Origin of the sequence: Massilia sp. Root351 (assembly GCF_001425045.1) — a bacterium.
Classification (GTDB): domain Bacteria; phylum Pseudomonadota; class Gammaproteobacteria; order Burkholderiales; family Burkholderiaceae_D; genus Rugamonas.
Genome location: NZ_LMDJ01000012.1, coordinates 764,378 through 788,678, shown reverse-complemented (window position 1 = coordinate 788,678; position 24,301 = coordinate 764,378). Strand labels below are relative to the sequence as shown.

Genomic DNA, 24,301 nt, shown 5'->3' with positions numbered 1-24,301 from the left:
TGGATATGCTCATGCGCGGCAAGCGGCTGGCGCTGCTGTGGCTGCTGGCGGTCGGCCTGCTGCTGGGCCATAACGCCTGGCTGTGGCTGGGCCAGCGCATCACGCCGGACACCGACATCCTGGCGCTGCTGCCGGTGCAGGAGCGCGACCCGGTGCTGCAGCAATCGTTCGCCCATATGGTGGACTCGGCCCAGCAGCGCCTGGTGGTGCTGGTGGGGGCGGAGGAGTGGGGCGACGCCAGGCGCGCGGCCGACGCCTACCGCGGCGTGCTGGCCAGCCGGCCCGGCATGTTCGCCGCCACCGCCGTCAACGACAAGACGCAGGACGACTGGCTGGCGCTGTTCCAGCGCCACCGCCTGGCCTTGCTGACGGCGGAGCAGGAGCGGCAGCTGCGCAGCGAGCCGACCGCGTTCTGGGAACAGGCCGCGCTGGGCCGCATGTACAACGCCTTCGGCGGCCCGAAGCTGGGCAGCTGGCAGGACGATCCCTTCGGCCTGTTCGCGGGCTGGGTGCAGGAGCGCGCGCAGGAAACCCCGGTGCGTCCGCGCGACGGCTACCTTTTCGTCGCGGACCGGGACGGCCGCAACCCGCGCCAGTATGTGCTGCTGCCGATGACCTTGACCGTGCCCGCCTTTTCCATCACCGCGCAGGACACCGTGCTGCCGCTGCTGGAGCAGGCCGCCGCCGCCGCGCGCCAGGCCGCGCCGGGCGTCGACCTGATCCCGGCCGGCGTCATCCTGCACGCGGCCGCCGCCAGCGGCCAGGCGCACGGCGAAATGTCGACCATCGGCCTCGGCTCGCTGGCAGGCATCGTGCTGCTCACCTGGCTGACCTTCCACTCGCTGCGCCCCATCGTATTGATCCTGCTGTCGATCGCGGTCGGCTGCCTGGGCGCCTTCTCGGTGTGCTGGCTGCTGTTCGGCCGCGTGCACCTGCTGACCCTGGTGTTCGGAGCCAGCCTGATCGGCGTGGCGCAGGATTACGGCATTTATTTCCTGTTCAACCGCATGGCGGCCGATCCGGCGCTCAGTTCGCGCGCGCTGCTCAAGCGCCTGATGCCGGGCTTGATTCTGACCCTGCTGGCGGCGGTGATCGGCTACATGGGACTGGGTTTTACGCCATTCCCCGGCCTGCGAGCGATGGCGGTATTCTCGGCGCTGGGCCTGGTGTTCGCCTGGCTGACAGTGGTGTGCTGGTTCCCGCTGCTGCTGGCCGGCGGCGCGCTGAAGCCGGGCGCGCTGGCGCGCGGCTATGGCGCCCTGCTGCAACGCTGGCCCGTGCTGCGCCCGGGCTGGAGCACTGCGGCGCTGGCGGCGCTGTTCGCGGCGGTGGCGCTGCCCGGCGTGCTGCGCCTGCATCCGAACGACGATATCCGCCTGCTGCAGAATTCGCCCAAGCAGCTGGTGGCCGATCAGCTCCGCCTCGGCAAGCTGCTCGATGCGCCGACGCCGGTGCAGTACTACCTGGTGCGCGGCGTCAGCGAGGAGGAAGTGCTGCAGCGCGAGGAAGCGCTCAAGCAGCGCCTTGCGCCGCTGGCGGCGCAAGGTGTGATAGGCGGCTGGCAGGCGGTGTCGAACTGGGTCCCGTCGCTGCGCACCCAGGACAGCCGCCGCGCGCTGCTGCAACAGAAGCTGCTTGCCGCCGACGGTCCTTTGCGCGGCGTGGCGGCGCAAGTGGACGAGGATGCGGACTGGGTTTCCGCCACGGTGGCGCTGCAGCAGGCCGCCGCGCAGCCGCTCACGCTGCCGGCCTTCCTGGCGGCGCCGTCCAGCGAACCGTGGCGCCACTTGTGGCTGGGCAGCACCGAGGGCGTGGTGGCCAGCATCGTGGCGCTGCGCGGTATGGACTATGCCGGCCTGCCCGCGCTGCGCCGGGCGGCCGATGGCTTGCCGGGTGTGCAATGGGTGGACAAGGTGGGCGAAATCTCCAGCGTGCTGGGGCGCTACCGGGTGTACATGGGCTGGGTGGTGCTGGCGGCTTACGCGGTGGTGTTCGCGTTGCTGCTGCCGCGCTACCGCGGCCGCGCCTGGCGCGTGCTGGCGCCGACCGCGCTGGCCAGCCTCGCAACGCTGGCGGCGGTGGGCTACCTGGGCCACAGCTTGCAGCTGTTCCATGTGCTGGCCTTGATGCTGCTGCTGGGCGTCGGCGTCGACTACGGCATCTTCATGCAGGAGCAGCCGGACCGGCGCGACGCCACGCCCTGGCTGGCGGTGGGTCTGTCGGCCGCCAACACCATACTCTCATTCGGCTTGCTGGGCCTGAGCAAAACGCCGGCGCTGCAGGCCTTCGGGCTGACCATGCTGATCGGGACCGCGCTGGTGTGGCTGCTGGTGCCCTGTTTCGCAACTAAAAAGGAAGAACCAGATGCTGCAGCAGTTTAAGCGCGCCGCCTTGCTGGCGGCTTTGTTGGCGGGCCTGCTGACGATGGCCGGCTGCGCCACCGCGCCGCCGCCGGCCGCGCGCCTGGGCCTGAAACTGGCGCCGGCCGCGCTGGGCGCATCGATCGCGGTGCAGCAGCATCTGCGCGTGGAGCGCAATGGCCGCAGCGACGACCTGGACGTGGCGCTGGAAGCGGACGCGGCCCGCATCGAGCTGGTGGGACTGGCCCTGGGCCAGCGTGTGCTGTCACTCAGCTACGACGGCAAGGATTTGCGCACGTGGCGCCACGTGATGCTGCCGTCGCAGGTGCGCGCCGAGGATGTGCTGGAAGACGTGCAGCTGACGCTGTGGCCCGCCGAGGCGATCCGCGCCGCGTTGCCGGCCGGCTGGCGCATCGCGGATGAGGGCCTGCGCCGCACATTGTCGCTGGACGGCGTGCCCATCATGGTGATCAGCTACAGCGGCATGCCGCGCTGGAGCGGCACGGTACAGCTGGAAAACCTGCGCTACCGCTATCGCCTGACAATACAGTTCGACGGCGGGGAGGGCCAGCCATGACGTTTTACCTGAACGCCTGCGGCATCGTTTGCGCCTTGGGCAGCGGCGGCGAACAAGTGCGCGCCGCCCTCTTGGACGCCGCCAGCGGCGTGTTGCCGACCGAGCGCTATTCGCCGGGCCGTGTGCTGCCGCTGGGATGCGTCGACGCGGCGCAGCTGCCGCCGGTGGCGCACCTGCCATTGCGGCTGCGCAGCCGCAACAATCAGCTTGCGTTGGCGGCGCTGGCTCAGATCCGCTGCGCCGCCGATGCCGCCATTGCGCGCTACGGCGCGCACCGGGTCGGCGTGGTGCTGGGCACCAGCACCTCGGGCATCGCTGAAACGGAAGCCGCGTTGCGCGCGCGGGAGCACGGGGGCGCTTTGCCCGAGGGTTTCCACTACGGCCAGCAGGAAATGGGATCCCCAGCCGAAGTGCTGGCGGCCGAACTGGGCGCGGGCGGACCGGCCTATGTACATTCTAGCGCCTGCTCGTCGAGCGCCAAGGCCATGGCCAGCGCCGCGCGCCTGATCGCCATGGACTTGTGCGACGCGGTGGTGACGGGCGGTGTGGACAGCCTGTGCGGCTTCACGGTGGCCGGTTTTTCGGCGCTGGAATCGGTCAGCGCGGCGCGCTGCAATCCGCTGAGCGCGAACCGCAACGGCATCAACATCGGCGAGGGCGCGGCGCTGTTCCTGATGTCGCGCGAGCCGGCCGCCGTGGCGCTGCTGGGCTGGGGGGAGTCGTCGGACGGCCACCATATCTCGGCCCCCGACCCGGCCGGCAGCGGCGCTCGGCTGGCGATAGAACAGGCTTTGCGGCGCGCCCGGCTGGCCCCTTCCGAGATCGACTACATCAACCTGCACGGCACCGCCACGCGCCAGAACGATGCGATGGAAGCGAAGGTGGTGGCCGGTCTGTTCGGCCCTGCGGTGCCTGTCAGCTCGAGCAAGCCTTTTACCGGCCACACGCTGGGCGCCGCAGCTGCGGTGGAGGCGGCCCTGTGCTGGCTGCTGATGCAGGACGAAAATCCGCGCGGCAGCCTGCCGCCGCAGCTGTGGGATGGCGCGGCCGATCCGGAATTGCCGGCCTTGAACGTGGCGGCGCCGGGCGCGCAACTGGGCCGTCCGCTGCGCCGCGTGCTGAGCAATTCTTTCGCGTTCGGCGGCTCCAATGCCGCGCTGGTGCTCGGGAGTCAGGCATGACGCCGCCCGCTATCGGCAGTCTGGTGCCGCACGCAGGCGCGATGCTGCTGCTGGACCGCGTACTGGACGTGACGGCCGAGACGCTGCGCGCGGAAGTGCGCATCCACCCGGGCAGCATGTTCTGCACCGACGGCGGTGTGGGCAGCTGGGTCGGCGTCGAGTACATGGCGCAGGCGGTGGCGGCGCACGCGGGCTGGCTGGCGCAACAAAAGGGCCAGGCCGTCAAACCCGGCTTCCTGCTTGGCTCGCGCCGCTACAGCACTACGCAGCCGCAATTTGCCTGCGGCGACGTGTTGCACGTGTACGTGCAGCAGGTGCTGCGCGGCGAGAACGGCCTGGCGGCATTCGAATGCCGCATCGTGCGCGCCGGCGGCGACTGTGGTGCCGAGCCGGCGCCATTGGCCAGCGGCACGCTGACCGTGTTTCAGCCAGACGACGTAAATGAATTTCTGCAGGAGAAGACTAAAAATGAATAAGAGTGTATTGGTGACGGGATCGTCGCGCGGCATCGGCAAGGCCATTGCGCTGCGCCTGGCGCGCGACGGTTTCGACGTGGTGGTGCATTGCCGCAGCCAGCGCGCCGAGGCCGACGCCGTGGCGGGTGACATCGCCGGCATGGGCCGCGCGGCGCGCGTGCTGCAGTTCGACATCGGCGACCGCGCGGCCACCGCAGCGGCGCTGGAAGCGGACATCGCGCAGCACGGCTGCTACTACGGCGTGGTGTGCAACGCGGGCGTGGCGCGCGACAACGCCTTCCCGGCCATGTCGGGCGAGGACTGGGACATTGTGCTGCAGACCAATCTGGACGGCTTCTACAACGTGCTCAATCCGCTGGTGATGCCGCTGGTTCAGCGCCGCAAGCCGGGGCGCATCGTGACGCTCGCCTCCGTGTCCGGCCTGGTGGGCAACCGCGGCCAGGTCAACTACAGCGCGGCCAAGGCCGGCATCATCGGCGCCACCAAGGCGCTGGCGCTGGAACTAGCCAAGCGCGCCATCACCGTCAATTGCGTGGCGCCGGGTCTGATCGATACCGACATGACGCAAGACCTGCCGATGGACGAAGTGCTGAAGATGATCCCGGCGCGCCGCGTCGGCACGGTCGATGAAGTGGCGGCGGCGGTCAGCTTCCTGGTCGGCGAGGAAGCCGGCTACATTACGCGCCAGGTGATTTCGGTCAACGGAGGCCTGGCATGAGCCGCCGGGTGGCAGTAACCGGCATGGCCGGCATCAGCCCGATCGGCAACGACTGGGCCAGCATCCGCAGCCGCCTAGGCGAGTACCGCAACGCCATCGTGCGCATGGGCGAATGGGCCGACTACGAAGGGCTGAACACGCAGCTGGGCGCGCCCGCCGCCGCGTTCGAGCTGAGCGGGCGCTTCAACCGCAAGAGCATGCGCAGCATGGGCCGCGTGGCGCTGATGGCCACGCGCGCCACCGAACTGGCGCTGGAAGACGCCGGCCTGCTCGAGTCGGATCTGCTGCGCAGCGGCGACATGGGGGTCTCTTTCGGCTCATCGGCTGGCACGCCCAGCGCCATCGGCGATTTCGGCCGCATGATGGAGGAACGCAGTACGCGCGGCATCAACGCCACCACCTATATCAAGATGATGGCGCACACGGCGCCGGTCAACATCGGCGTGTTTTTCGGCGTCACCGGCCGCGTCATCACCACATCCAGTGCCTGCACTTCCGGCAGCCAGGGCATCGGCTACGCCTGCGAGGCGATCCGCAGCGGCAAGCAGCTGGCGATGATCGCTGGCGGCGCCGAGGAGTTGTGCGCCACCGAGGCGGCGGTGTTCGACACGCTGTTTGCCACCAGCACGCGCAACGATGCGCCGGCCAGCACGCCGCGTCCGTTCGACTTCGGGCGCGACGGCCTGGTGATCGGCGAGGGGGCGGGCTGCCTGATCCTGGAGGACATGGAGCACGCGCAGGCGCGCGGCGCGGCAATCCACGCGGAGCTGGTCGGCTTCGGCACCAATAGCGACGGCTGCCACGTCACGCAGCCGAATGCCGTCACCATGCAAAAGGCGATGCAGCTGGCGCTGGCCGATGCGAGGCTGCAGCCGGCCGACATCGGCTACATCAACGCCCACGGCACGGCTACCGCGCAAGGCGACGTGGCCGAGTCGCAGGCTACGATGGCGGTGTTCGGCGGCGGCGTGCCTATCAGTTCCCTGAAGAGCTATATGGGCCACACGCTGGGCGCGTGCGGCGCGCTGGAAGCATGGATCAGCATCCAGATGATGCGCGAGGGCTGGTTCGCGCCCACCATCAGCCTGGAACAGGTCGATCCAGCATGCGCCCCATTGGACTATATCGCCGGCCAAGGCCGGCATTTGGATTGCGAGTATGTCATGTCCAACAATTTCGCCTTCGGCGGCATCAATACCTCACTGATTTTCAAACGCCATTCCACCTGACCCCTGAAAAGGAACTACATGAAGAAAAGTATCAACACCGCCTTGCTGTGCGCAGCCATTCTGACGCTGGCAGCCTTGCAAGGCTGCGCCACGCGCATCAAGGCATCCTCGACCGACAATCCGGCGCCAGCCGCCGAATTCAAGCAGTATGCCCGGATCGAGCTGCGCCCGGTCGTGTTCAAGGATGGCTATCGTGGTGACGTCAGCGGGCTGGCCAAGATCAATGAGAACCTGCAGAAGGATTTGACGCCGCGCCTGGCCGAATGGAATGCCCGTCCCGCCAATGGCCGCGCGCTGGTGATCGAGCCCGTGGTGGAACAGCTGTCGTTCAAGCACGGCGCCAAGCGCGTGCTGCTGGGGCCATTGGCCGGCAGTTCCGGTGTGCTGATGCGCCTGAATATCCGCGACGGCCAAGGCCAGGTGGTGGCTTCGCCGGAATTCTTCCAGCGCGCCGCAGCCATGGGGGCCGGCTTTACCATGGGCGTGCATGACAACATGATGCTGACCCGCGTAGCCAACCTGGCCAGCGGCTACGTCATCGCTAACTACGAGACCGCCAAAGGCGGCCCGACCGGTGCCGAGGACGCGAACGTTGCCCTCAACCCGAAGCCGTAAGCCATGAGCTCCAACCTTGACTTGTTGCAGCCGCCGGCCGATCCGCACGTGCCGGAAACGGCCTTTGGCAAATGGTTCTTGCGCACCAATACCTGGACTGTCCATGTGCTGGAACGCGCGTTGGAGGACTTGCAGCGCCTGATGCAGGGCGAGGCGCGCAGCTTCCCGGTGGTGGCAGACGTGGGGTGCGGCTTCGGCCGCTCGCTGGGCAAGCTGCACCAGCGCTTCGCGCCGGAGCGGCTGATCGGCATGGATATCGACCCGGAGATGCTGCAGGCATCGGCAGCCGAAGTGGCGCAGCTGAACATACCGGCTGAGTTCATTTGCTGTTCCAGCTCCAACATCAGGTTGGAAGACAATTCGGTGGACTTGCTGTTCTGCCACCAGACCTTCCATCACCTAATCGACCAGGAACGCGCGATCGCAGAATTCTTCCGTGTTCTGAAGCCGGGCGGGATGCTGTTATTTGCCGAATCGACCCGGCGCTACATCCATTCCTGGATTATCCGCCTGCTGTTTCGCCATCCGATGGATGTGCAAAAGACTGCGCCGGAATACCTGGACATGGTGCGCGCAGCGGGGTTTTCAGTGCCCGACAGCGCGGTGTCTTATCCGTTCCTGTGGTGGAGCCGCGAGGATTTGGGCATGATGGAAACGGTATTTCGTATCAAACCGCCCGCCGTGCGCGAGGAAACGCTGATCAACCTGGTCGCGTGTAAGCCGGCAGCTTGAAGCCGGCCGTTATCAATTTTTGGAGTCCACTATGAAAATGAAAACCTGTTTGATCGCCGCCGCACTGGGCACCTCGTTCTTGTCCACCGTACCGGCGTTCGCACGCGACACCAAGCTGATGATGCGTATCGAGAGTGCCATGGCGGACAACAACGCGCGCGGCCGCCTCGGCGACTCCGTGAAGTTCTACTTTGGCAATCAGGCCACGCCCAAGATCCTGGAGCGCCTGGTCATTGACCAAACCAGCCAGAAGACCAATAGTTTTGGTAAAACGCCGGAGCGTTCCTGCAACTGGGCCTTCCTGTCGGCCATGCTGCAGCTGCAGAAGCGCGCCCTGGCTGTGGGCGCCAATGCGGTAGTGAACATCGTGAGCAACTACGGCAATGTTCCCATGTCCAGCGAAACCGAATTCGAATGCCATGACGGCGCCATCATGTCCGGTGTTGCCCTGAAAGGCGAGTTCGTCAAGGTCGAGCAGTAATACGATGGCCGGATGCAAGCCCAGGCAGAGTCCATTGCCCGCGGCGAGCTTTCCGGCTTCCAGCCGCATGACAGACGCGGACGCATATCACTTTACCGAAATAAATTTATGAAAAAGATAGCCGTACTCGCCGCCTGCACCTTGTCTTTAACCGGCTGTGCTATCCATCAGAACGTGACGCCCGTCGAGATATTCGCGGAGAAGCAAGTCTGCCTGATTGAGGACACCAGAGTTCGCCAAGGATTTGTCGAAAGCTACAAGCGTGCGCTGGAAAACAAGGGATACCTGGTTCGCCGCATGCCGGCCTCGGCTTCTATTACGGATTGCCCGGTAACATCGACCTATGCGGCGACATGGCGTTGGGATCTTGCCTTGTACATGTCGTATGCGGAGATTAAGGTCTACAGGAACGGAAAAGCTATTGGGGAAGCCAAATACGATGCCAAGCAAGCCGGAATGAACACGGGGAAATGGATCGATGCCGACAAGAAGATAGTTGAGCTCGTTAATCAATTGTTCCCTGGCGGCGCCGGTAGCTGAGTACTGTCGGCCCGATTAATGCAAGAGGCGCACGCATTGGAGAATCCCTCCGCATCAGTGTGGTTGCTGGATAGCGCCGACTTGGACGCGGCGCTCGTCGCTGCCTGGCTTGCACAATTGGGAGAGAGCGAACTCCACCGTTTTCACAGTTTCAAACGGGAGGTGCGCCGAACGCAGTTTTTGGCTGGCCGCGTGCTGTTGCGCCGCGCCTTTAGGGATGCAGGTATTCATCCGCACGCCATTTCGGTGGTCGAGAGGCATGGTCATGCGCCTGTCGTGCACATAGCCGGTTTGGCTCAGACGCCATATTTCAGTCTGTCGCATAGTGGCCGCTGGATTGGCTGTGCCGTTAGTAGTGTTACGCCAGTCGGCATCGATATTGAGATCATGCGTGCCGGGCGCGATTTTGGCGCTCTGGCGGCGCATGTGTTCTGCGAACACGAAGCCAAGGCCATCGCGGCTTTGCCTGAGAGTGAACGTCCTTATGCATTTTATTCCTTGTGGAGCCGCCGCGAAGCGGAGTTCAAGCTAGGGATGACGCCATCCTATTATCACCCCTTGCCGCACCCCAGCTTGGCCATCGCGCTGTGCGCAGCACAGCCGATTCACTCGTCCAGGTTCCACACGTACTGCATGCGCGTCCAGGACTGCTGAGGCACACCGTCGATGGTGCCGGGCTTGAACCTGCACAGGCCCAGGCCCACTTGCGCGGCGCGGTCCAGGTCGCGGAAGCCGCTGGATTTTTCTATCTTCGAATCGGCCACACGGCCGTCGGTGCCGATCAGCAGGGCCAGCGTCACGGCGCCGGCGTCACCATTGCGCAGCGCGTTCTTGGGGTAGTCCGGCTTGGCGCAGTTGGCCGCATCCACCACGGCGGCCACGTGCACCGGACCCTTGGCGGGGACGACCCGGTCGCCGCCGCTGTCTGCCGCCGCCACCGGGCCTGGAACGGACGGCTGCACCCTGTCGGTCAGCGGCCTGGCCGTCACATTGGATGGCTGCTGCTGCGGGACGTTGTCCGGCACCGGCGGTACGTAAATGTCCGGCTGGCGTGGCGCTTCCAGAGGGAGGTCGGTGTACTCCACTTTGCGCGGCGGCTCTTTCAGTTCCTTGACCAGGTCCACCGTCGTCTCCGGCACATGGAATATGGTGATCCTGGAACTGCTCATGACCAGAACGGCCAGCGCAACGTGCAGGACTGCGACGACCGTGATGCCGGTGAGGTTTTTTTCGTTTTTCATGTGCGCTCCGAGTTCGTGTGGAACCTTGAATTGCTAGGTTGTGGAAGAATATTATTCCATCAAATAGAACTTGAAAAGCAATTTCTGTGGAAATGCATCGTGTGATATGCTTCCTTTCAATGGAAGTTAATTTGCGATGGGGTGGTAGATGGAACGGAAAATAAGGGTGTTGCTGGCGGATGACCATCCGATCGTGATGACGGGATTCGCCATGTCGCTGGAAAGCCATGGCATGGAAGTGGCGGGGCAGGCGCGTACGCCGGCTGACGCCATCGCGCAATTTGGCGCCTTGCAACCGGACGTGCTGGTGCTCGACATCCGTTTCGGCGAGGAGCTCACCGGGCTGGACGTGGCCAAGCAGGTGCTGGCGCAGGCGCCCGCCGCGAAGATAGTCTTTCTAAGCCAGTTCGACCAGGACAGCCTGATCAAGGAAACCTACCGCCTGGGCGGCCGCGCCTTCCTGACCAAGGACTGCGACCCGGCCGACCTGGCGGCTGCGGTGCGGCGCGCGCACGAGGGCGGGCTGTACTTCCCGCCGCAGATCGCCGAGCGCCTGGCGCAGCTGTCGGTGCAGGGCGAGCAGTCGCCGCAGTCGCAGCTGGACGAGCGCGCGCTGGAAATCTTCACGTTGATGGCCGAGGGCTGGACCAATGCCGAAATCGCCGAGAAGCTGGACGTGTCAACCAAGACCATCAGCAATATCAGCCAGGCGGTCAAGGAGAAGCTGGGCGTGCACCGTCCAGCGCTGATCACGCGGCTGGCCGTCAAGCACGGGCTGATTGAGCCCTGATGGCGCTGGCGCCATGGCGGGGCTGGAGCGTGCGCACGCGGCTGCTGTCCATCATCATTTTGCCGGCCGCGTACATGTTCATCACCTTTGTCGTGTACGCGTGGCAGTCGCGCTTGACCGCGGTGCGCGAGGAACTGGCCGAGCGCGGCCCGCTGCTGGCCAAGGTGCTGGCCGACAGCAGCGAATACAGCGTCACTGCCGGCAAGCTGGATGAACTCAGGGCCAGCGTCAGCCGCATGGTGCAGTCGGACAGCGGCATCTACAAGGTGGAACTGTTCGACAAGGCGCGCCGGCCCCTGCTGCATATCGTGAGCCGCAGCGGAGGCCAGCCGGAGCCCGCCTACTACGAGGCGCCCATACTGCGGCGCCTGATCTGGATGAATATGCAGACCCGCACCGCGGGCCCTGAAGGAATGACAGTGGAGACCGTGGGCCATGTGCGGGTGACGATGTCGCCGACCGCCATGCTGCGCAAGCAGACCGGCCGCTTCTACTTCGCGCTGCTGGTGGCCAGCCTGGGCTTGCTGGTCTGCGTGCTGCTGGCATGGCAACTGGCGAAGCAATTCAACCATTCGCTGAACGCTTCCATCCGCGCGCTGCGCGAGGCCGACGCCGAGAAGCGCCGCCTGATACGCAAGGTGAACGGCGCGGTGGAGGAGGAGCGCAAGAGCATCGCGCTGGAGATTCACGACGAGCTGAATGCTACGCTGATCGCGGTGCGCCTGGAGTCGCAGCGCGTGGTGGACCTGGCGCGCAAGCTGGAACAAGGGGCCGAGGCGCAGGAAATCGCCGCCCGCGCGCAAGGCGTAATCCAGCTGGCGCTCGGCTTGTACAACAGCGGCCGTGCGCTGGTGCGGCGCTTGCGCCCGGAAGTGCTGGACATGCTCGGCCTGCAGGGCGCGATCGAGGAAATGGTGCGGCATTACGACCGCGCCGGCGCCGGCTGCCGTTTCGAGTTCCACGCCGAAGGAGATTTCTCCGGGCTGGACGGCGCGGTCGCTATTTCGGCCTACCGCACCGTGCAGGAAGCCTTGTCCAACGTGGTCAAGCATGCCAAGGCCACGCGCGTGACGGTTGCGCTGCGGCGTGCGGCAGCGCCGCAGGACAGCGCGCTGCTGATCGAGGTTGCCGACAACGGCAAAGGATACGATCCGGCCCTGGCGTCGGCCGGCATCGGCATCATCGGCATGCGCGAGCGCGCCGATGCTTTTGGCGGCAGCCTTGCCATCGCTACTGGCCATGAAGGCACCGCCATCACCATTCGCCTGCCGCTGGCGTCGCGCTAGTTCTGTTTTTCGCGGCCTTGCTCGCTGCCGTTCATCTGGCGCAGCAGCGTGCGGACGAAGTAGGCCAGCAGGGCGAGGCCTGCCAGCAGCACGGACCAGAGGATGGCGGTGCGCTGGACCGTCGCGGCCGATTCCTGCCGTTCTTGCTGGCCCGGCAGTCCTGCCGCAATGGACGGCGCCGGCGCGCCATGGCCGGCTGGCGCGACGGTAAGTGCGGCGTGCGCCTGCGGCAGGGCGCGCAGTTCGTCGGCGCTGAAGCCGGGTGCGATCTGGGACGGCAGCAGCGCAGAGCTTTCGGCCCCGTCGCGGCCGTAGGCCAGCTGGTAGGGGCCCTTGCCGTTGGCGAGCAGCAGCAGCGTGGATGGTGTCCAGGAAATGCGCAGCGCGGGCCGCGCCGTCGCGCCTTGTTCGGTTTTCGCCACCCAGGTGTCGGTGTGGGTTGCGGCGATGGCCGCGTCGCCGGATTTGCGTTCCATGCCTTCCTGGGTGATACGGTAGAACGTGGTGTTCAGCACTGGGACAAAGAACAACTCTGGCTGGCGCCTGCGGTGACGGCGCGGCGCCGATTCGTAGCGGCCCAGGGTGACAGGGAAGACGGCGTTGGCGGCCTCGAACTGCATGCCGATGCGCTCTGCCGGGATGGCAATGCCGCTGCGGTAGACCAGGTCGGTGCCGTTTTTTGCCACCGTGGGTTGCAGCGTCAACGTGTCCATGGGCGGGCCGGCGTCGGCCGTGCTTTCGGTTTCGGCGACGATGCGCGCAAACACCAGCGGCGTCCCGCTGCGCCAGCTGAGGCGCGCGTAGCGGAACCGTGCAGGCTGGATGGCCATGCGGCTGTTCGACAGCGTTTGCGCGTCCGCGTTCGATAGCCAGCTCAGTTCGGCGGCGCCGGCGGGTTCCCAGCGCTGCAAGTCGCTACTGGTTTCCAGCCACAGCTGCGCGCTGTAGCTGCGCGTGCCAGGCGGAAGTTCGAAGCGCAGCGCGGACACCGGGGGCGGCTGGCCTTGTGCATCTTTTGCCGCATCGACTTCCAGTATCAGCCGGGACAGCGATTCCTGGCGCGCCGCCGCCGGAAACGCCGGGCTGCTGGCGACCGACAGCAGGCGCCCGCTGCCGTCGGTCCGGATATCCAGCCGCCTACCTGCCGCACCGTCATCGCCGCTTTGGACGGACCGCAGCGGGAAGACGCGTACCGGCAGATCCGCCACTGTCGTGTGCGTTGGCGCCGGAGGCGCCAGCAGCGCGAACGGGACGCTGGCGCCGTCGCGGTCGAACACGCGCAGATCGTCGAGCGAGCGTGAGCGGGAAGCAAGGTAGACCTGCTGCGGCAGGCGCAGCGCAGCCAGGCCGCTGTCCTTTTGCACGTTGAGCGGGATGGTGTGGCTATAGCCGGCGGCGCTGTCCGCAGGCGCGGCTGCATGGCAGGCGCCTGCCAGCAGCAATGCCGCGGCAGCGGCGCGGCGCAGCAGCGCGCTCATTGCGCCACTTCCGCACGCGGGGCGGCAGGGGGCAGCGGGGCGACGTATCCGATGGCCACCATCAGCAAGCCGGCACCGATGAACGACACGATGCGCTCGATGCCGCCGGCATTGGACAGGTCCACCGCGAACAGCTTGAGCACCACCACCGCGAGCAGTGCCGCGCCTATGCCCCACAGCGTGCGCATGCCGCGCCGCGCAGCCATCCGCATGAGCACCATGGCGCTGACGGTCCACACCAGCGAAAGCAGCGCCTGCACGAACTGTGAGGCCATCAGCGCGTTGAACTGGTAGGGCACATCCATGTAGTTCGACACGGAGCGCAGCAGCATCAGATTGAACCACACGTAGCCGGCGCCGGCGGCGGCCCCTTTGCGCTGCGGGGCAAAGCGGTGCCGGCGGAAGGCGGCTGCGGCCAGCAGCAGCGCGAAGCCGGTGGTCAGGTCCAGCGGATTGAGCAGTGGCAGGTAGGGTAGCGGGGCCATGGCGCCGCTGTACAGCAAGTTCCAGCGCGCTGCCAGCAACAGCGTCCACACGGCGGCAACGGGCAGCAGGAAGCGCTGGTGCCAGGCTGCCAGCGGATTGAGCGGCCATTCGTCCGCCCGGCACCGCAGCAGGACGGCGGTGGCCGCCATCATGGCCCATGCCGGCAGGTAGCGCGCCCAGCCTCCGCTGACTTCCCAGCCGTCCAGCAGCATGCGAATTTGCTCCGCTGTGCCGCCCGCCAGCAGCCAGCCGGCGATGGCGTGGTTCAGCACCGGCCAGATCATGAGCCACGGCGCGGCAATGCGCAGCAGATGCACCGCTACCAGGGCGGCGTGCGGCAGCGGCCACGCCATACGGGTCCACGTCCGCAGCGTGTACTCGGAGGCGGTCCAGGCGGCGGCATAAGCGCACCAGGCCAGCGCGCCGGGTGTGTGTCCGGTGAAATGCATCATCAGCAGCATGGCGCCGCTGATGCCGGCTTGCACCAGCCATACCGGCATGGCCAGCTTGCGCAGGCCGCGCCAGTCCATACGGCACGCCAGATGCTGGGCCAGCAAGGCCAGCAGGCTGGCGCCGATGGCGTAGAACGAGAGCATGGCGGGCAGGTCGTGCACGCCTTGGAAGCCGGGGCGCAGGCCGTACTGGTCCGCCAGGCAGGCGGCCAGCGGCGCCAGCGCCATGACGTACCAGGCCAGTCCCGCGCCGGGCAGCAGCGCCTCCGATGTGAGGGCGAGCGAGGTGCGCTCTTTTTCGTCGGCGCTGCGGACGGCGTGGCGGTGGAAGAACAGGCTGGAGAGCCACAGGCCGGCGCCCAGCATGAGGGCGCTCAGGAAGGGACCGTCGAGCAGGGCGACCCGGCTGTCCAGCCAGTCCCAGCGCGTGCGGTACAGGAAGACGCCGGCGGCCAGCAGTTGCACGGCCACCGTGTAGCCGCCGGCGATGCGCCAGCGCATGCGGGCAGCGATCACGCCGAGTAAGGCTGCCACCACCAGCGCGCTGGCGGTGAGCAGGTTGAGCTGGGTGGCGCCGCTGCTGCGGCTGACCACTTCGTACCAGGTGCCGGCCAGCAGCCACGCGGCGGCTATCGCCAGCAGCAGCGTGGCGAGCGGATCGCGCACGGCGGCAGGCACGGCCTGGCCGGCGCCGCGGAATTGCACCGCGACGATGAAGGTGCCGGCGGCCAGGATCAGGAAGCCGAGCCAGATGTTGGCGTTAGCCAGCACGGCGGCGTCGAGGCTGATGATGTCGCCGAGGAAGCCGATCCAGGCGGCGCCCTGCACCAGCAAGCCAAAGGTCCAGGCCAGCTTGCGCTGCTGGCGCAAGCCAACCCATACCACGCCGGCGCCTTCCAGCGCCCAGGCGGCGGCGGTCCAGCGGCCGTCCAGCGCGAAGGGCAGCGCCAGCGTGCCGAACACGACGCCGAGCGCGAGGAAGGATTCGCACAGCAGCCGGCTCGTGGCGCCCAGGCGGCGCCACAGCGCCAAGGCCAGTCCGGCGTAGAGCAGGCCTATGGCCAGGGCGGACCAGGCCATACCGAATTCCATGTGCTGCACCAGGCCGTGCTGCAGGCCGATGGCGGCCAGCGGCGTGCCGAACACCAGGGTGCCATCCACGTAATGCGCCAGCTTGGGCGCTTGCCGTTGTGCGTAGAACACCGCGATGGCGATGTACATCAGCAGGAACAGGCCAAGGAACAGCTGCGCGGACAGGTAGTGGTGCGGCGTATAGCGCAGCACGCCCCACGAAGTGCCAAGCACGAAGGTGCAGGCGAAGCCGAGCACATTGAGGGCGCGCCAGGATTTTTTGGTGGCGATATAGAGGATGCCGGCGTTGAGGATGGCGCAGTAGCTGAACAGGGCGATGTGGTTACCGCTGCCGGTGGAGACCAGCACCGGCGCCGCGAAGCCACCGATGATGCCGAATACGGCCAGCCAGACGGCGTTCTGCAGCACCGCCAGCACGCAGGCAAAGGCGACCAAGACGGTCAGCAGGGCGAAAGCCAGCGTGGCGGGCAGCAGGTGATAGACGCGGAAGGCAGCGAAAGTGGTGAGGATCAGGACGGCGATCGCGGTGCCTTGCACGGGCAGGCTGATGCCGGGGCGGCTATCGCGGATGCGCCAGCCCCAGGCCAGCAGGGCCAGGTCGGCCAGCACCACGCCGCTCAGGCGCAGTTCGATAGGGGTGTTGAAATTGGCGGCGGCGTATTTGAGCAGGAAGCTCACGCCCATGAACAGGATCAGCAGGCCGAGCTTGGCGACGACATTGCCGCCAAATAGCCAGTCGCGCGCCGCCACCAGCCAGGCTGGCGCCGCTGGTGCTGCCGGTGCGGCTGTTCCTGTTGCTGCAGTCGCTGCAGTCGCTGCCGGGGCTGCCCGGGACGCCGATCTGGCGGATGGCGTGCTGGCTGCCGGGTCCATCGGCGCAGGCGTGGCGGGAGGGGAGGCGCCGGCCGCAGCACCCGGAGGCGCGTACGTGTCAGCGGCGCCCGGCAGGGCAGGCGAGGCGGGAACTGCCGTCGCGGCAGGCGGCACCGGAGTTGATGGCGGGAACGGGAGCGATACGACTGGGGCCGGGGACCGGGCCGGAACCGGCGGCGGCATCGGCGCCTGCGCCGGCGCTGCGGCCTGCTGGGGCGCGGCGGCCTCCGGTGCCGGCGGGGGGGCGGGCTGCGTGTGCTCGGCGAGCAGATCGCGCACTTGCGCCCGCAACTCCCCAACCAGATGGCGCAGTTGCTGCACATCGCTTTCGTTGCCGGCAGCCTGCCGGCTGGCGCGACGCGCGGCGGCGATGCAATAGATCGGCATCCCGATCCAGTACACCGCTGCCGCGACTAATCCAACCATGATCCATTCCATGATGACCTCTGCCGGTATGTTGTCAGCGTATCGTGAGCGTACGCGCGTCCTTGTCCTGCGTCTTGATGAAGCGCACCACCGAGTCGACGGTCACGGTGTCGATCTGGCCCGCCATGCGGCGCTCGTGCGGGTGATCGTCGAACGCCACGTTGGCGCGGAACATGCGCGCGCCGAGCCGCGTCATGGCCGGGATCTCGACGGTGATGGGGCGGTAGCCGGCCTGCTTCAGCCACGCTTGCGCTTCGGCGCGGGTCTCCACCTGGCCCGGTTCGGCGCTGGCGGCGGCATAACTCTCCAGCACCCACTGGTTGGAGTTCTGGTAGCGCGTCGAATAGGCGTAGGACAGCATGTTGTAGTTGCTGTGGTGCAGGCGGCGCGGCGTGCTGGTCGACAGCACGCGCGCCAGCCGGGCCTGTATCTCCGGGCTCGGGATCACCAACTGCGCCTCGTACAGGAACATGTCGTCCAGGAAGAAGTTACCGAGGCCTTCGTTGAACAGGCCGGAGGTCGCGCTGCCGCAGTCATTCAGTTCGTGCACCACCAGCCAGCGGCCGCGTTCCTGGTCGCGCCACACCAGCGCCATGTGCGAGTAGCGCAGGCGGTACTTGCTCAAGTCCTGCCCGGCCCGCGACAGGAAGGCGATCTGCGCGCCGCTTTCGTCCAGCGCGCGGCTGGTGCGCAGCGCCAGGTCCATGCCTTTGACGACAGACTGCAGTTCGAGCGGCTTGTCTTCGCAGCTGTTGCCGGCTTGCGCGGCGCAAGGCTGCAAAGCCAGGGCGGCCAGCGCGGCGGCGATGCAGGCGAGGGTCGTGCGGCGCATGTTATTGCCCCACGCGGCTGTGGTGCATCAGGGCCTGGCCCACTTCGTTCGGGATGAAGGCGATGGCCTTGCCGGACAGGACCAGCACGTAGCCGGTGGAGATGGCCGTCACCGTCACCGCCTGGCCCACGGCGCGCGACAGGCCTTCGGTCGCCTTGGCGCTCAGTTTCACCGAGGCCGTGGCTGCGTCGGACGCGCCCTTGAGCACCACCACGCTGCCGTCTGCCGCCGCGTCCACGCTGGCGATGACGACGTAGCCAGAAGCGGCCACCGCCGACATCGATCCCAGCAAGACGATGCCGGCCGCGCCGGACAGCGCTTCGGAAGCACGCGACAGTTCGGACCCGCCGGCGCCTGCGCCGGCACCGGCCGCATTGGCCGAGGATGTGGCGGATACAGCGGCAAGCGACAGCAGGGAAATCAGCAGCAGGCGTTTCATGTTAAGTCTCCGGTTGGTTGATGGACTGCATCATCGCCCCGGATGGCCAATCCGGCAACGTATATGCTACTAGTTGCCAAAAATCGCACGCATGGTATTATCTTTCGATACTTTTTGCGTAGGGCTACCGCCATGTCCAATTCCAGCCTCATGATTGACGCACTGAAACGGCAATTGAAGCTGAAAGCCGTGACGTACGCGGAGCTGGCCCGGCGCATCGGCTTGTCCGAGGCCAGCGTCAAGCGCATGTTTGCCCAGCGCAGTTTCACGCTGGAGCGCCTGGAACAGATATTGGACGCGGTGGGCATGGATTTCGCCGAACTGGTGCAGGCGGCCACCGACGCCCCCCAGCTGATTGCGCAACTGACCTATGCGCAGGAGCAGGAAATCATCGGCGACATGAAATTGCTGGTGGTGGCGGTGGCGGCGCTGAACATGATTCCACTGGAGCGTATCGTGGCGGTGTATAAGATCAGTGAGGCGGAAGCGGTGAAGTATCTGCTGCGGCTGGATAAGATCGGTTTCCTGACGCTGCTGCCGAACAACCGCGTCAAGCTGCTGGTGGCGCGCACCTTCAGCTGGATACCGAACGGTCCGATCCAGACCTGGTTCCGCGGCGAGGCCTACGGCGACTTCCTGGATGCGCGCTTTGCCGGCGACCAGGAGCTCATGAAGCTGGTCAGCGTGATGCTGTCGCCGCGCTCCGCCAAGGCGCTGCTGGAGCGGCTGAAGCAGGTGGCCGACGAGTTTTCCCGGCAGCACCAGGAAGACGCCCGGCTGCCGTATGAGCAGCGCCACTCGCTGACCTTCATGCTGGCGGCGCGGCCCTGGATGCCGACGGCTTTCAAGGCCTTGATGCGCTAGGTCAAGGCCGGTCGGCGCGCAGTTGCGGTAAACCGGGTTGTCGGCCCGGGGTTCCTGATGTATTTTGTCAACATTCTACTTTTGCAAAGACCACCACCATGAGCAAGCCGAGCCAGTTTTCCCTGCTGACGCAGCGCCGCTTCGCCCCGTTCTTCTGGGTCCAGTTCCTGGGCGCCTTCAACGACAACCTGTTCAAGACCGCCCTGATGGTGATTTTGGGCTTCGAAGCGGCCAGCTGGACCACCATGTCCGCCTCCATGGTCACCAACCTGATCCCCGGCTTGTTCATCCTGCCCTACGTGGTGTTCTCCGCCACCGCCGGCCAGATCGCCGACAAGTTCGAGAAGGCCGGCCTGTCGCGCCTGGTGAAGTGGCTGGAAGTGGGCATCATGCTGATGGCCGGGGTGGGCTGGATGTCGCACACGCTGTGGCTGCTGATCGCGGCGGTGGTCGGCATGGGCGTGCATTCCACCCTGTTCGGCCCGGTGAAGTACGCCTACCTGCCGCAGCAGCTCAAGCCCGAGGAGCTGATGGGCGGCAACGGCGTGATCGAGATGGGCACCTTCGTCGGCATCCTGCTGGGCCAGGTGCTGGGCGCGGTGCTGGTCGCCTACGGCAATATCGGCATCGAGCTGGTGGCCGGCGCCACGCTGGCGGTGGCCGTGCTGGGCCTGCTGGCCAGCTACCGCGTGCCGCTCACGCCGGCCCCGGCGCCTGACCTGACGATCAACTGGAATCCGGTCAGCGAAACCATCCGCAACCTCAGTTTCTCCAGGCAGAACCGCACCGTGTTCCTGTCCATGCTGGGCAACTCGTGGTTCTGGTTCTACGGCGCGCTGATCCTGGCGCAGTTCCCGGTGTACGCCAAGGAATACCTGCACGGCGACCACAGCGTGTTCGTGCTGCTGCTGACGGTGTTCTCGCTGGGCGTGGGCACCGGCTCGCTGCTGTGCGAGCGGCTGTCCGGCCACAAGGTGGAAATCGGCCTGGTGCCGTTCGGTTCCATCGGCCTGTCGCTGTTCGGCATGGACCTGTACTTCGCCAGCCTGGGCTACGCCAACACCGGCGCGGTGCAGTGGCTCAGTTTCCTGGCGCAAGACAGCGCGCTGCGCATTCTGTTCGACGTGGTGATGATAGGCGTGTTTGGCGGCTTCTTCATCGTGCCGCTGTTCGCGCTGATCCAGGTGCGCTGCGAGCCGGCCCACCTGTCGCGCACCATCGCCGGCATGAATATCCTGAATGCGCTGTTCATGGTGGCCGCCGCCGGCGTCGCCATCCTGCTGCTGGGGCAGGGCTTCACCATCCCCGAGCTGTTCCTGGCCACGGCGGTGCTGAACGCGCTGGTGGCGGTGTACATCTTCTCGCTGGTGCCGGAATTCCTGATGCGCTTCCTGGCCTGGATGCTGATCCACACGCTGCACCGCGTGAAGACCATCGACGCCGACCGCATCCCTGAAAGCGGCCCGGCGGTCCTGGTGTGCAATCACGTCAGCTACGTCGACGCCATCGTCATCGGCGCGGCCAGCCCGCGTCCGATCCGCTTCGTGATGGACCACCGCATCTTCAAGACGCCGCTGCTGGGCTGGATCTTCCGCACCGCCAAGGCGATCCCGATCGCGCCGGCCAAGGAAGACCCGTGGCTGATGGAGAAGGCCTTCATCGACATCGCGCAGGCGCTGCACGAGGGCGACCTGGTGTGCATCTTCCCGGAAGGGCGGCTGACCACCACGGGCGAGTTGAACGAATTCAAGGGCGGCATCGCCAAGATCATCGAACGCAGCAAAGTGCCGGTGATCCCGATGGCGCTGCGCGGCCTGTGGGGCCATCTGCTCAGCCGCAGCAACGAGAACGTATTTGAGCGCACCTTCCGCAAAGGCTGGCGCTCGCGGCTGGCGCTGGCCGTCGGCCAGCCCGTCGCCCCGCTGGACGCCACCCCCGAGCTGCTGCGCGCCCAAGTTGCCGAATTGCGAGGCGACTGGAAATAAATCCTACGACTGGAGACAATTCCTACAAGCGAGCTGAGCCCCATTGCACCACAATCGGGGTCAGACCCCGAAGTGGGTGAAATGCGGCTCAGCTCGCTTGGCGGGAAAGCGCGGTTGCGATCGGATTAGTGGGGCGGGGCGGCCAGGCGCAGCAGGTCGTCGAAGTCGACCGGCTTGATCAGGTGCTGGTCGAAGCCGGCGTCCAGCGTGCGGCGGCGGGCGTCGGTCTGGCCCCAGCCGGTCAGCGCGACCAGCTGGATCGCATTGCCGCCGGGTTGCTGGCGGATCAGGCGCGCCGCTTCGTAGCCGTCCATGCCCGGCATGCCCAGGTCCATCACGATCATGTCCGGCTGCTGCTGGGTGGCGGCCGCCACGGCGGCGTAGCCGTCGTAGGCGGTGCTGACGTCGAAATTTTCCATCTCGAACAATGCGCCCAGCGAGTCGGCGGCGTCGCGGTTGTCGTCCACCACCAGCACCCGGGTGCGCCTGCCCGCGCCCGCTTCGGCCACGTAGGGCAGCGGCGCGGCCGGCGCCGCCGTCGGCTGGCCCGGCAGCGGCAGCTTGATGACGAATTCGCTGCCCTGGCCTATGCCGGGACTGTGCGCCTCGATACTGCCGCCGTGCATCTGCGCGAACTGGCGCGCCAGGCTCAGGCCGATGCCCAGGCCGCTCGACATCTGCCCCGTCACCGTGCGGCTTTGTTCGAACATATTGAAGATCTTGGGAATCGCGTCGGCCTCCAGGCCGATGCCGGTGTCGCGCACGCTCACGCACAGCATGCCGGCCTCGCGCCAGGCGCGCAGCGCCACGTGGCCGCCCTGCGGGGTGAACTTGATGGCGTTCGACAGCACATTGGAATAGATTTGCACCACCCGCGCGTAGTCCGCTTCCAGCACCGTGTCCTCGTCCGGCAGGTCCTGGTCCAGGTGGATGCGCTTGGCCATGGCGGCTTGCTGGCTCAGCTCCAGCACGTGCCGCATCACTACGCCGAACTCGATCGCCCCGCGCTGCAGTTCGATCTTGCCGCTGGTGATGCGCGCCACGTCCAGCAGGTCGTCCACCAGCCGCGTCAAGTGCACCACCTGGCGCTCGATCACCTGCTTGATGCGCTCGGCCGGCTCGGAGTCCGGGAACAGATTGGGCAGCAGCGCGGCCGAGGTGCGGATCGGCGCCAGCGGATTGCGCAGCTCGTGCCCCAGGCTGGCCAGGAATTCGTCCTTGCGGCGCGTCACTTCGCGCATCTGGTACTGCTTGTCGCGCGCGCGCAGCTGGGCGTGCAGGGCCGCGATCAGGGTCACCGTGCGCACCGGGCGCTCCAGCAGCGTGAGGTTGCCCAGGCTGATGACGGCGCGCCGCACCAGCAGCGAGTCGCCGCCGCGATGGGTGAGCAGCAAAATCGGCAAGTCGGACCAGTTGGGTTGCTGCTCCACGTAGTCGGCCAGCAGCCGGAAGCCGCTGGCCGACAGCGCTTCTTCTACCGTCAGCACCGCGCCCGCGCCCTGCATCAGCTCCTGGCGCAGTTCGCCCACCGTCTCGCACACGTGGCAGTCGATGCGCGCCATCTCCAGCACCTTGCGGCACAAGGCGGCGTTCTGCCCGGTCGGGGCGTAGACTAGGATGCGTTTTTCCATGGCGCTCAGGGCTGGCGGCTGGCGGGGCCGTGCGCCGCGTCCGTGGCGGGGTGGATATAGGTCGGCACGCCGGTCAGCACGCCGTGGAAGCCGGCCAGGACCGCGCCGACCATGGGGCCGCCCTTGCCGATGCTGAAGTCGCGCAGCGTGCGCTCGTGCCGGCTGCCGCGTTTCTTGAACACCGAGATCGCCTGCCGCACTTCGCCTTCGGCTTCGAAGTAGCGCAGCATGATGACGTTGTCGGCGATATAGCTGGCATCCACCGCCGTGGTCATGGCGCCGCCTATCATGCCGGCCTGCACCCCCACCACGATGGTGACCACGCCGCGCTGGCCCAGATAGGTGAGCAGCTCGTGCAGGTAGGTCGACAGGAAGCGCTCGTCCGGCACCGCGTTCAGGTAGCCGTTCAGGCTGTCGATGACGATCACGCGCGCATCGGCGGCGGCCGCGCTCACCACGGCCTGGGTGAACTGGCCCGGGGTCAGCTCGGCCGGATCCACTTGCTGCACCGTGAGCAGCCCGTCGTCGATGGCCCGTTTCAGGTCCAGGCCCAGGCTTTCGGCGCGGTTTAGCATATTGTTGCGCGACTCTTCGAACAGGAACATGGCGGCGCGCTCGCCGCGCCGGCACGCGGCCGAGACGAACTGCGCCGCCACGGTGGATTTGCCGCTGCCCGGCGGCCCGGCCACCAGGGTGCTCATGCCTTCTTCCAGGCCGCCGCCCAGCAGGTCGTCCATGGCGGCCAGGCCGCTGGAGAGCTGGCGGCGGGTGCTGGAGACCCGCGTTTCGGCCGCCACCAGGCGCGGGAACACGTGCAGCCCGCCATGCAGGATGCGGTAGTCGTGCGAGCCGCCGCGAAAGGCGATGCCGCGGTATTTCACCACCCGCAGGCGGCGCCGTTCGCTGCCGTAGGACTGGCTGGCCAGTTCCAGCGTGACCACGCCGTGCGCCACGCTGCGCACTTGCAGGTCGGTACTGAGGGCGGTGCGGTCGTCCAGGAAGATGGTGGTGCAGTTGCGGCTGGTGAGGTACTGCTTGAGCGCGAGCACCTGGCGCCGGTAGCGCAGCGGGCTCTCGGCCAGCAGCTGCAGTTCGGACAGCGAATCGAGCACGGCGCGCGTGGGCTTGTACTTCTCGATGGCCGCCAGGATGCGCTGGGTGGTGGTGCCGAGCTCGATTTCGGAGGGGTGGAAGATCGAGTATTGCTGGTCCGGGTCGAGCGAGGCCTGGTCGGGGATGATTTCTTCGATGTGGATGCCGTCCAGCGTCCAGCCGTGCGACTGCGCCACCGAACTCAGTTCCACCGTGGTCTCCGCCAGCGTGATGTACAGCACCGATTCCCCCTGGCGCTTGCCTTCATTCAGGAACTGCAGCGCCAGCGTGGTCTTGCCGGTTCCGGGTTCGCCCTCGACCAGATACAAACGGTCGCGTGTCAAGCCGCCCGCCAGGATATTGTCCAGGCCAGGAACGCCGGAGGAAAGAAAGCGGCTCGAATCGTTATTTTGCTGTTCCATAGT

The 24,301-nt window shown here is 66.7% G+C and carries 22 protein-coding genes; 15 read left to right on the top strand and 7 right to left on the bottom strand.

Annotated elements, in window-relative coordinates:
* Positions 1–11 precede the first annotated feature (11 nt).
* The 11 genes from ASD15_RS16520 to ASD15_RS31775 are packed head-to-tail and all read left to right on the top strand — an operon-like array spanning position 12 to position 9,563.
* Positions 12–2,381 carry an MMPL family transporter gene (locus ASD15_RS16520; protein WP_373888180.1) on the top strand — a complete coding sequence of 790 codons (2,370 nt, stop codon included), beginning with the start codon at positions 12–14 and terminating at the stop codon, positions 2,379–2,381.
* Positions 2,365–2,937: a DUF3261 domain-containing protein gene (locus tag ASD15_RS16515; RefSeq protein ID WP_057156017.1), complete on the top strand. Its 573-nt coding sequence runs from the start codon at positions 2,365–2,367 to the stop codon at positions 2,935–2,937. Before ASD15_RS16520 ends, ASD15_RS16515 begins: the two co-directional genes overlap by 17 nt.
* The gene (locus tag ASD15_RS16510) at positions 2,934–4,118 is read left to right on the top strand and encodes a beta-ketoacyl-ACP synthase (RefSeq protein ID WP_057156016.1); all 1,185 of its coding nucleotides are present in this window, start codon (positions 2,934–2,936) and stop codon (positions 4,116–4,118) included. Before ASD15_RS16515 ends, ASD15_RS16510 begins: the two co-directional genes overlap by 4 nt.
* Positions 4,115–4,594: a hotdog family protein gene (locus ASD15_RS16505; protein WP_057156015.1), complete on the top strand. Its 480-nt coding sequence runs from the start codon at positions 4,115–4,117 to the stop codon at positions 4,592–4,594. Before ASD15_RS16510 ends, ASD15_RS16505 begins: the two co-directional genes overlap by 4 nt.
* Positions 4,587–5,312, top strand: a complete 726-nt coding sequence (fabG, locus tag ASD15_RS16500) for a 3-oxoacyl-ACP reductase FabG (RefSeq protein ID WP_057156014.1) — start codon at positions 4,587–4,589, stop codon at positions 5,310–5,312. The genes ASD15_RS16505 and fabG overlap by 8 nt, the downstream gene beginning before the upstream one ends.
* The gene (locus tag ASD15_RS16495) at positions 5,309–6,541 is read left to right on the top strand and encodes a beta-ketoacyl-ACP synthase (protein WP_057156013.1); all 1,233 of its coding nucleotides are present in this window, start codon (positions 5,309–5,311) and stop codon (positions 6,539–6,541) included. The genes fabG and ASD15_RS16495 overlap by 4 nt, the downstream gene beginning before the upstream one ends.
* Positions 6,542–6,559: 18 nt before the next feature.
* Complete coding sequence (locus ASD15_RS16490; RefSeq protein ID WP_057156012.1) at positions 6,560–7,156, top strand: hypothetical protein; 597 nt, start codon at positions 6,560–6,562, stop codon at positions 7,154–7,156.
* Positions 7,157–7,159: 3 nt separating this feature from the next.
* Entirely contained in the window at positions 7,160–7,888 is a 729-nt protein-coding gene (locus ASD15_RS16485) for a class I SAM-dependent methyltransferase (RefSeq protein WP_057156011.1), read from the top strand.
* Positions 7,889–7,919: 31 nt separating this feature from the next.
* On the top strand, positions 7,920–8,369 hold the full coding sequence (locus ASD15_RS16480) for a hypothetical protein (RefSeq protein WP_057156010.1): 450 nt from the start codon (positions 7,920–7,922) through the stop codon (positions 8,367–8,369).
* Positions 8,370–8,381: 12 nt separating this feature from the next.
* A complete protein-coding gene (locus tag ASD15_RS16475; RefSeq protein WP_082551874.1) occupies positions 8,382–8,909 on the top strand; it encodes an Sbal_3080 family lipoprotein in 528 nt (175 codons plus the stop codon).
* Between the two features lie 36 nt (positions 8,910–8,945).
* Positions 8,946–9,563 (top strand): 4'-phosphopantetheinyl transferase superfamily protein, encoded by a 618-nt coding sequence (locus ASD15_RS31775; RefSeq protein ID WP_162249906.1) that lies wholly within the window; start codon positions 8,946–8,948, stop codon positions 9,561–9,563.
* Here ASD15_RS31775 and ASD15_RS33210 read toward each other — a convergent pair.
* Positions 9,515–10,150, bottom strand: coding sequence for an energy transducer TonB (locus tag ASD15_RS33210; RefSeq protein ID WP_057156008.1), 636 nt, complete (start codon positions 10,148–10,150; stop codon positions 9,515–9,517). The two genes, ASD15_RS31775 and ASD15_RS33210, sit on opposite strands and share 49 nt — an antisense overlap.
* A 148-nt stretch (positions 10,151–10,298) precedes the next feature.
* Here ASD15_RS33210 and ASD15_RS16460 point away from each other — a divergent pair, with 148 nt between their 5' ends.
* Together ASD15_RS16460 and ASD15_RS16455 are read left to right on the top strand one after the other, a co-directional pair.
* The gene (locus ASD15_RS16460; RefSeq protein WP_057156007.1) at positions 10,299–10,940 is read left to right on the top strand and encodes a response regulator transcription factor; all 642 of its coding nucleotides are present in this window, start codon (positions 10,299–10,301) and stop codon (positions 10,938–10,940) included.
* A complete protein-coding gene (locus ASD15_RS16455) occupies positions 10,940–12,226 on the top strand; it encodes a sensor histidine kinase (protein WP_057156006.1) in 1,287 nt (428 codons plus the stop codon). The genes ASD15_RS16460 and ASD15_RS16455 overlap by 1 nt, the downstream gene beginning before the upstream one ends.
* On the opposite strand, the gene ASD15_RS16450 is transcribed toward ASD15_RS16455, so the two are convergent.
* Genes ASD15_RS16450 through ASD15_RS16435 form a run of 4 tightly spaced genes read right to left on the bottom strand, consistent with a single transcriptional unit; the run spans position 12,223 to position 18,304 of the window.
* A complete protein-coding gene (locus ASD15_RS16450) occupies positions 12,223–13,704 on the bottom strand; it encodes a DUF3999 family protein (protein WP_057156005.1) in 1,482 nt (493 codons plus the stop codon). The genes ASD15_RS16455 and ASD15_RS16450 overlap by 4 nt on opposite strands.
* Entirely contained in the window at positions 13,701–17,033 is a 3,333-nt protein-coding gene (locus tag ASD15_RS16445; RefSeq protein WP_229418213.1) for a DUF2339 domain-containing protein, read from the bottom strand. Before ASD15_RS16445 ends, ASD15_RS16450 begins: the two co-directional genes overlap by 4 nt.
* 34 nt (positions 17,034–17,067) lie before the next feature.
* Positions 17,068–17,865, bottom strand: coding sequence for a DUF2145 domain-containing protein (locus ASD15_RS16440; protein ID WP_057156003.1), 798 nt, complete (start codon positions 17,863–17,865; stop codon positions 17,068–17,070).
* Between the two features lies 1 nt (position 17,866).
* Complete coding sequence (locus ASD15_RS16435) at positions 17,867–18,304, bottom strand: hypothetical protein (protein WP_057156002.1); 438 nt, start codon at positions 18,302–18,304, stop codon at positions 17,867–17,869.
* A gap of 132 nt (positions 18,305–18,436) precedes the next feature.
* On the opposite strand from ASD15_RS16435, the gene ASD15_RS16430 reads away from it, so the two are divergent.
* Together ASD15_RS16430 and ASD15_RS16425 are read left to right on the top strand one after the other, a co-directional pair.
* Entirely contained in the window at positions 18,437–19,168 is a 732-nt protein-coding gene (locus ASD15_RS16430) for a helix-turn-helix transcriptional regulator (RefSeq protein WP_057156001.1), read from the top strand.
* Positions 19,169–19,266: 98 nt separating this feature from the next.
* Positions 19,267–21,153 carry an MFS transporter gene (locus ASD15_RS16425; protein ID WP_057156000.1) on the top strand — a complete coding sequence of 629 codons (1,887 nt, stop codon included), beginning with the start codon at positions 19,267–19,269 and terminating at the stop codon, positions 21,151–21,153.
* A 125-nt stretch (positions 21,154–21,278) separates the two neighbouring features.
* Here the strand turns inward: ASD15_RS16425 and ASD15_RS16420 are convergent, their stop codons facing one another.
* Both ASD15_RS16420 and ASD15_RS16415 read right to left on the bottom strand, forming a co-directional pair.
* A complete protein-coding gene (locus ASD15_RS16420) occupies positions 21,279–22,784 on the bottom strand; it encodes a response regulator (protein ID WP_057155999.1) in 1,506 nt (501 codons plus the stop codon).
* 5 nt (positions 22,785–22,789) lie between these two features.
* Complete coding sequence (locus ASD15_RS16415; RefSeq protein ID WP_057155998.1) at positions 22,790–24,298, bottom strand: ATPase domain-containing protein; 1,509 nt, start codon at positions 24,296–24,298, stop codon at positions 22,790–22,792.
* Between the last annotated feature and the right edge of the window lie 3 nt (positions 24,299–24,301).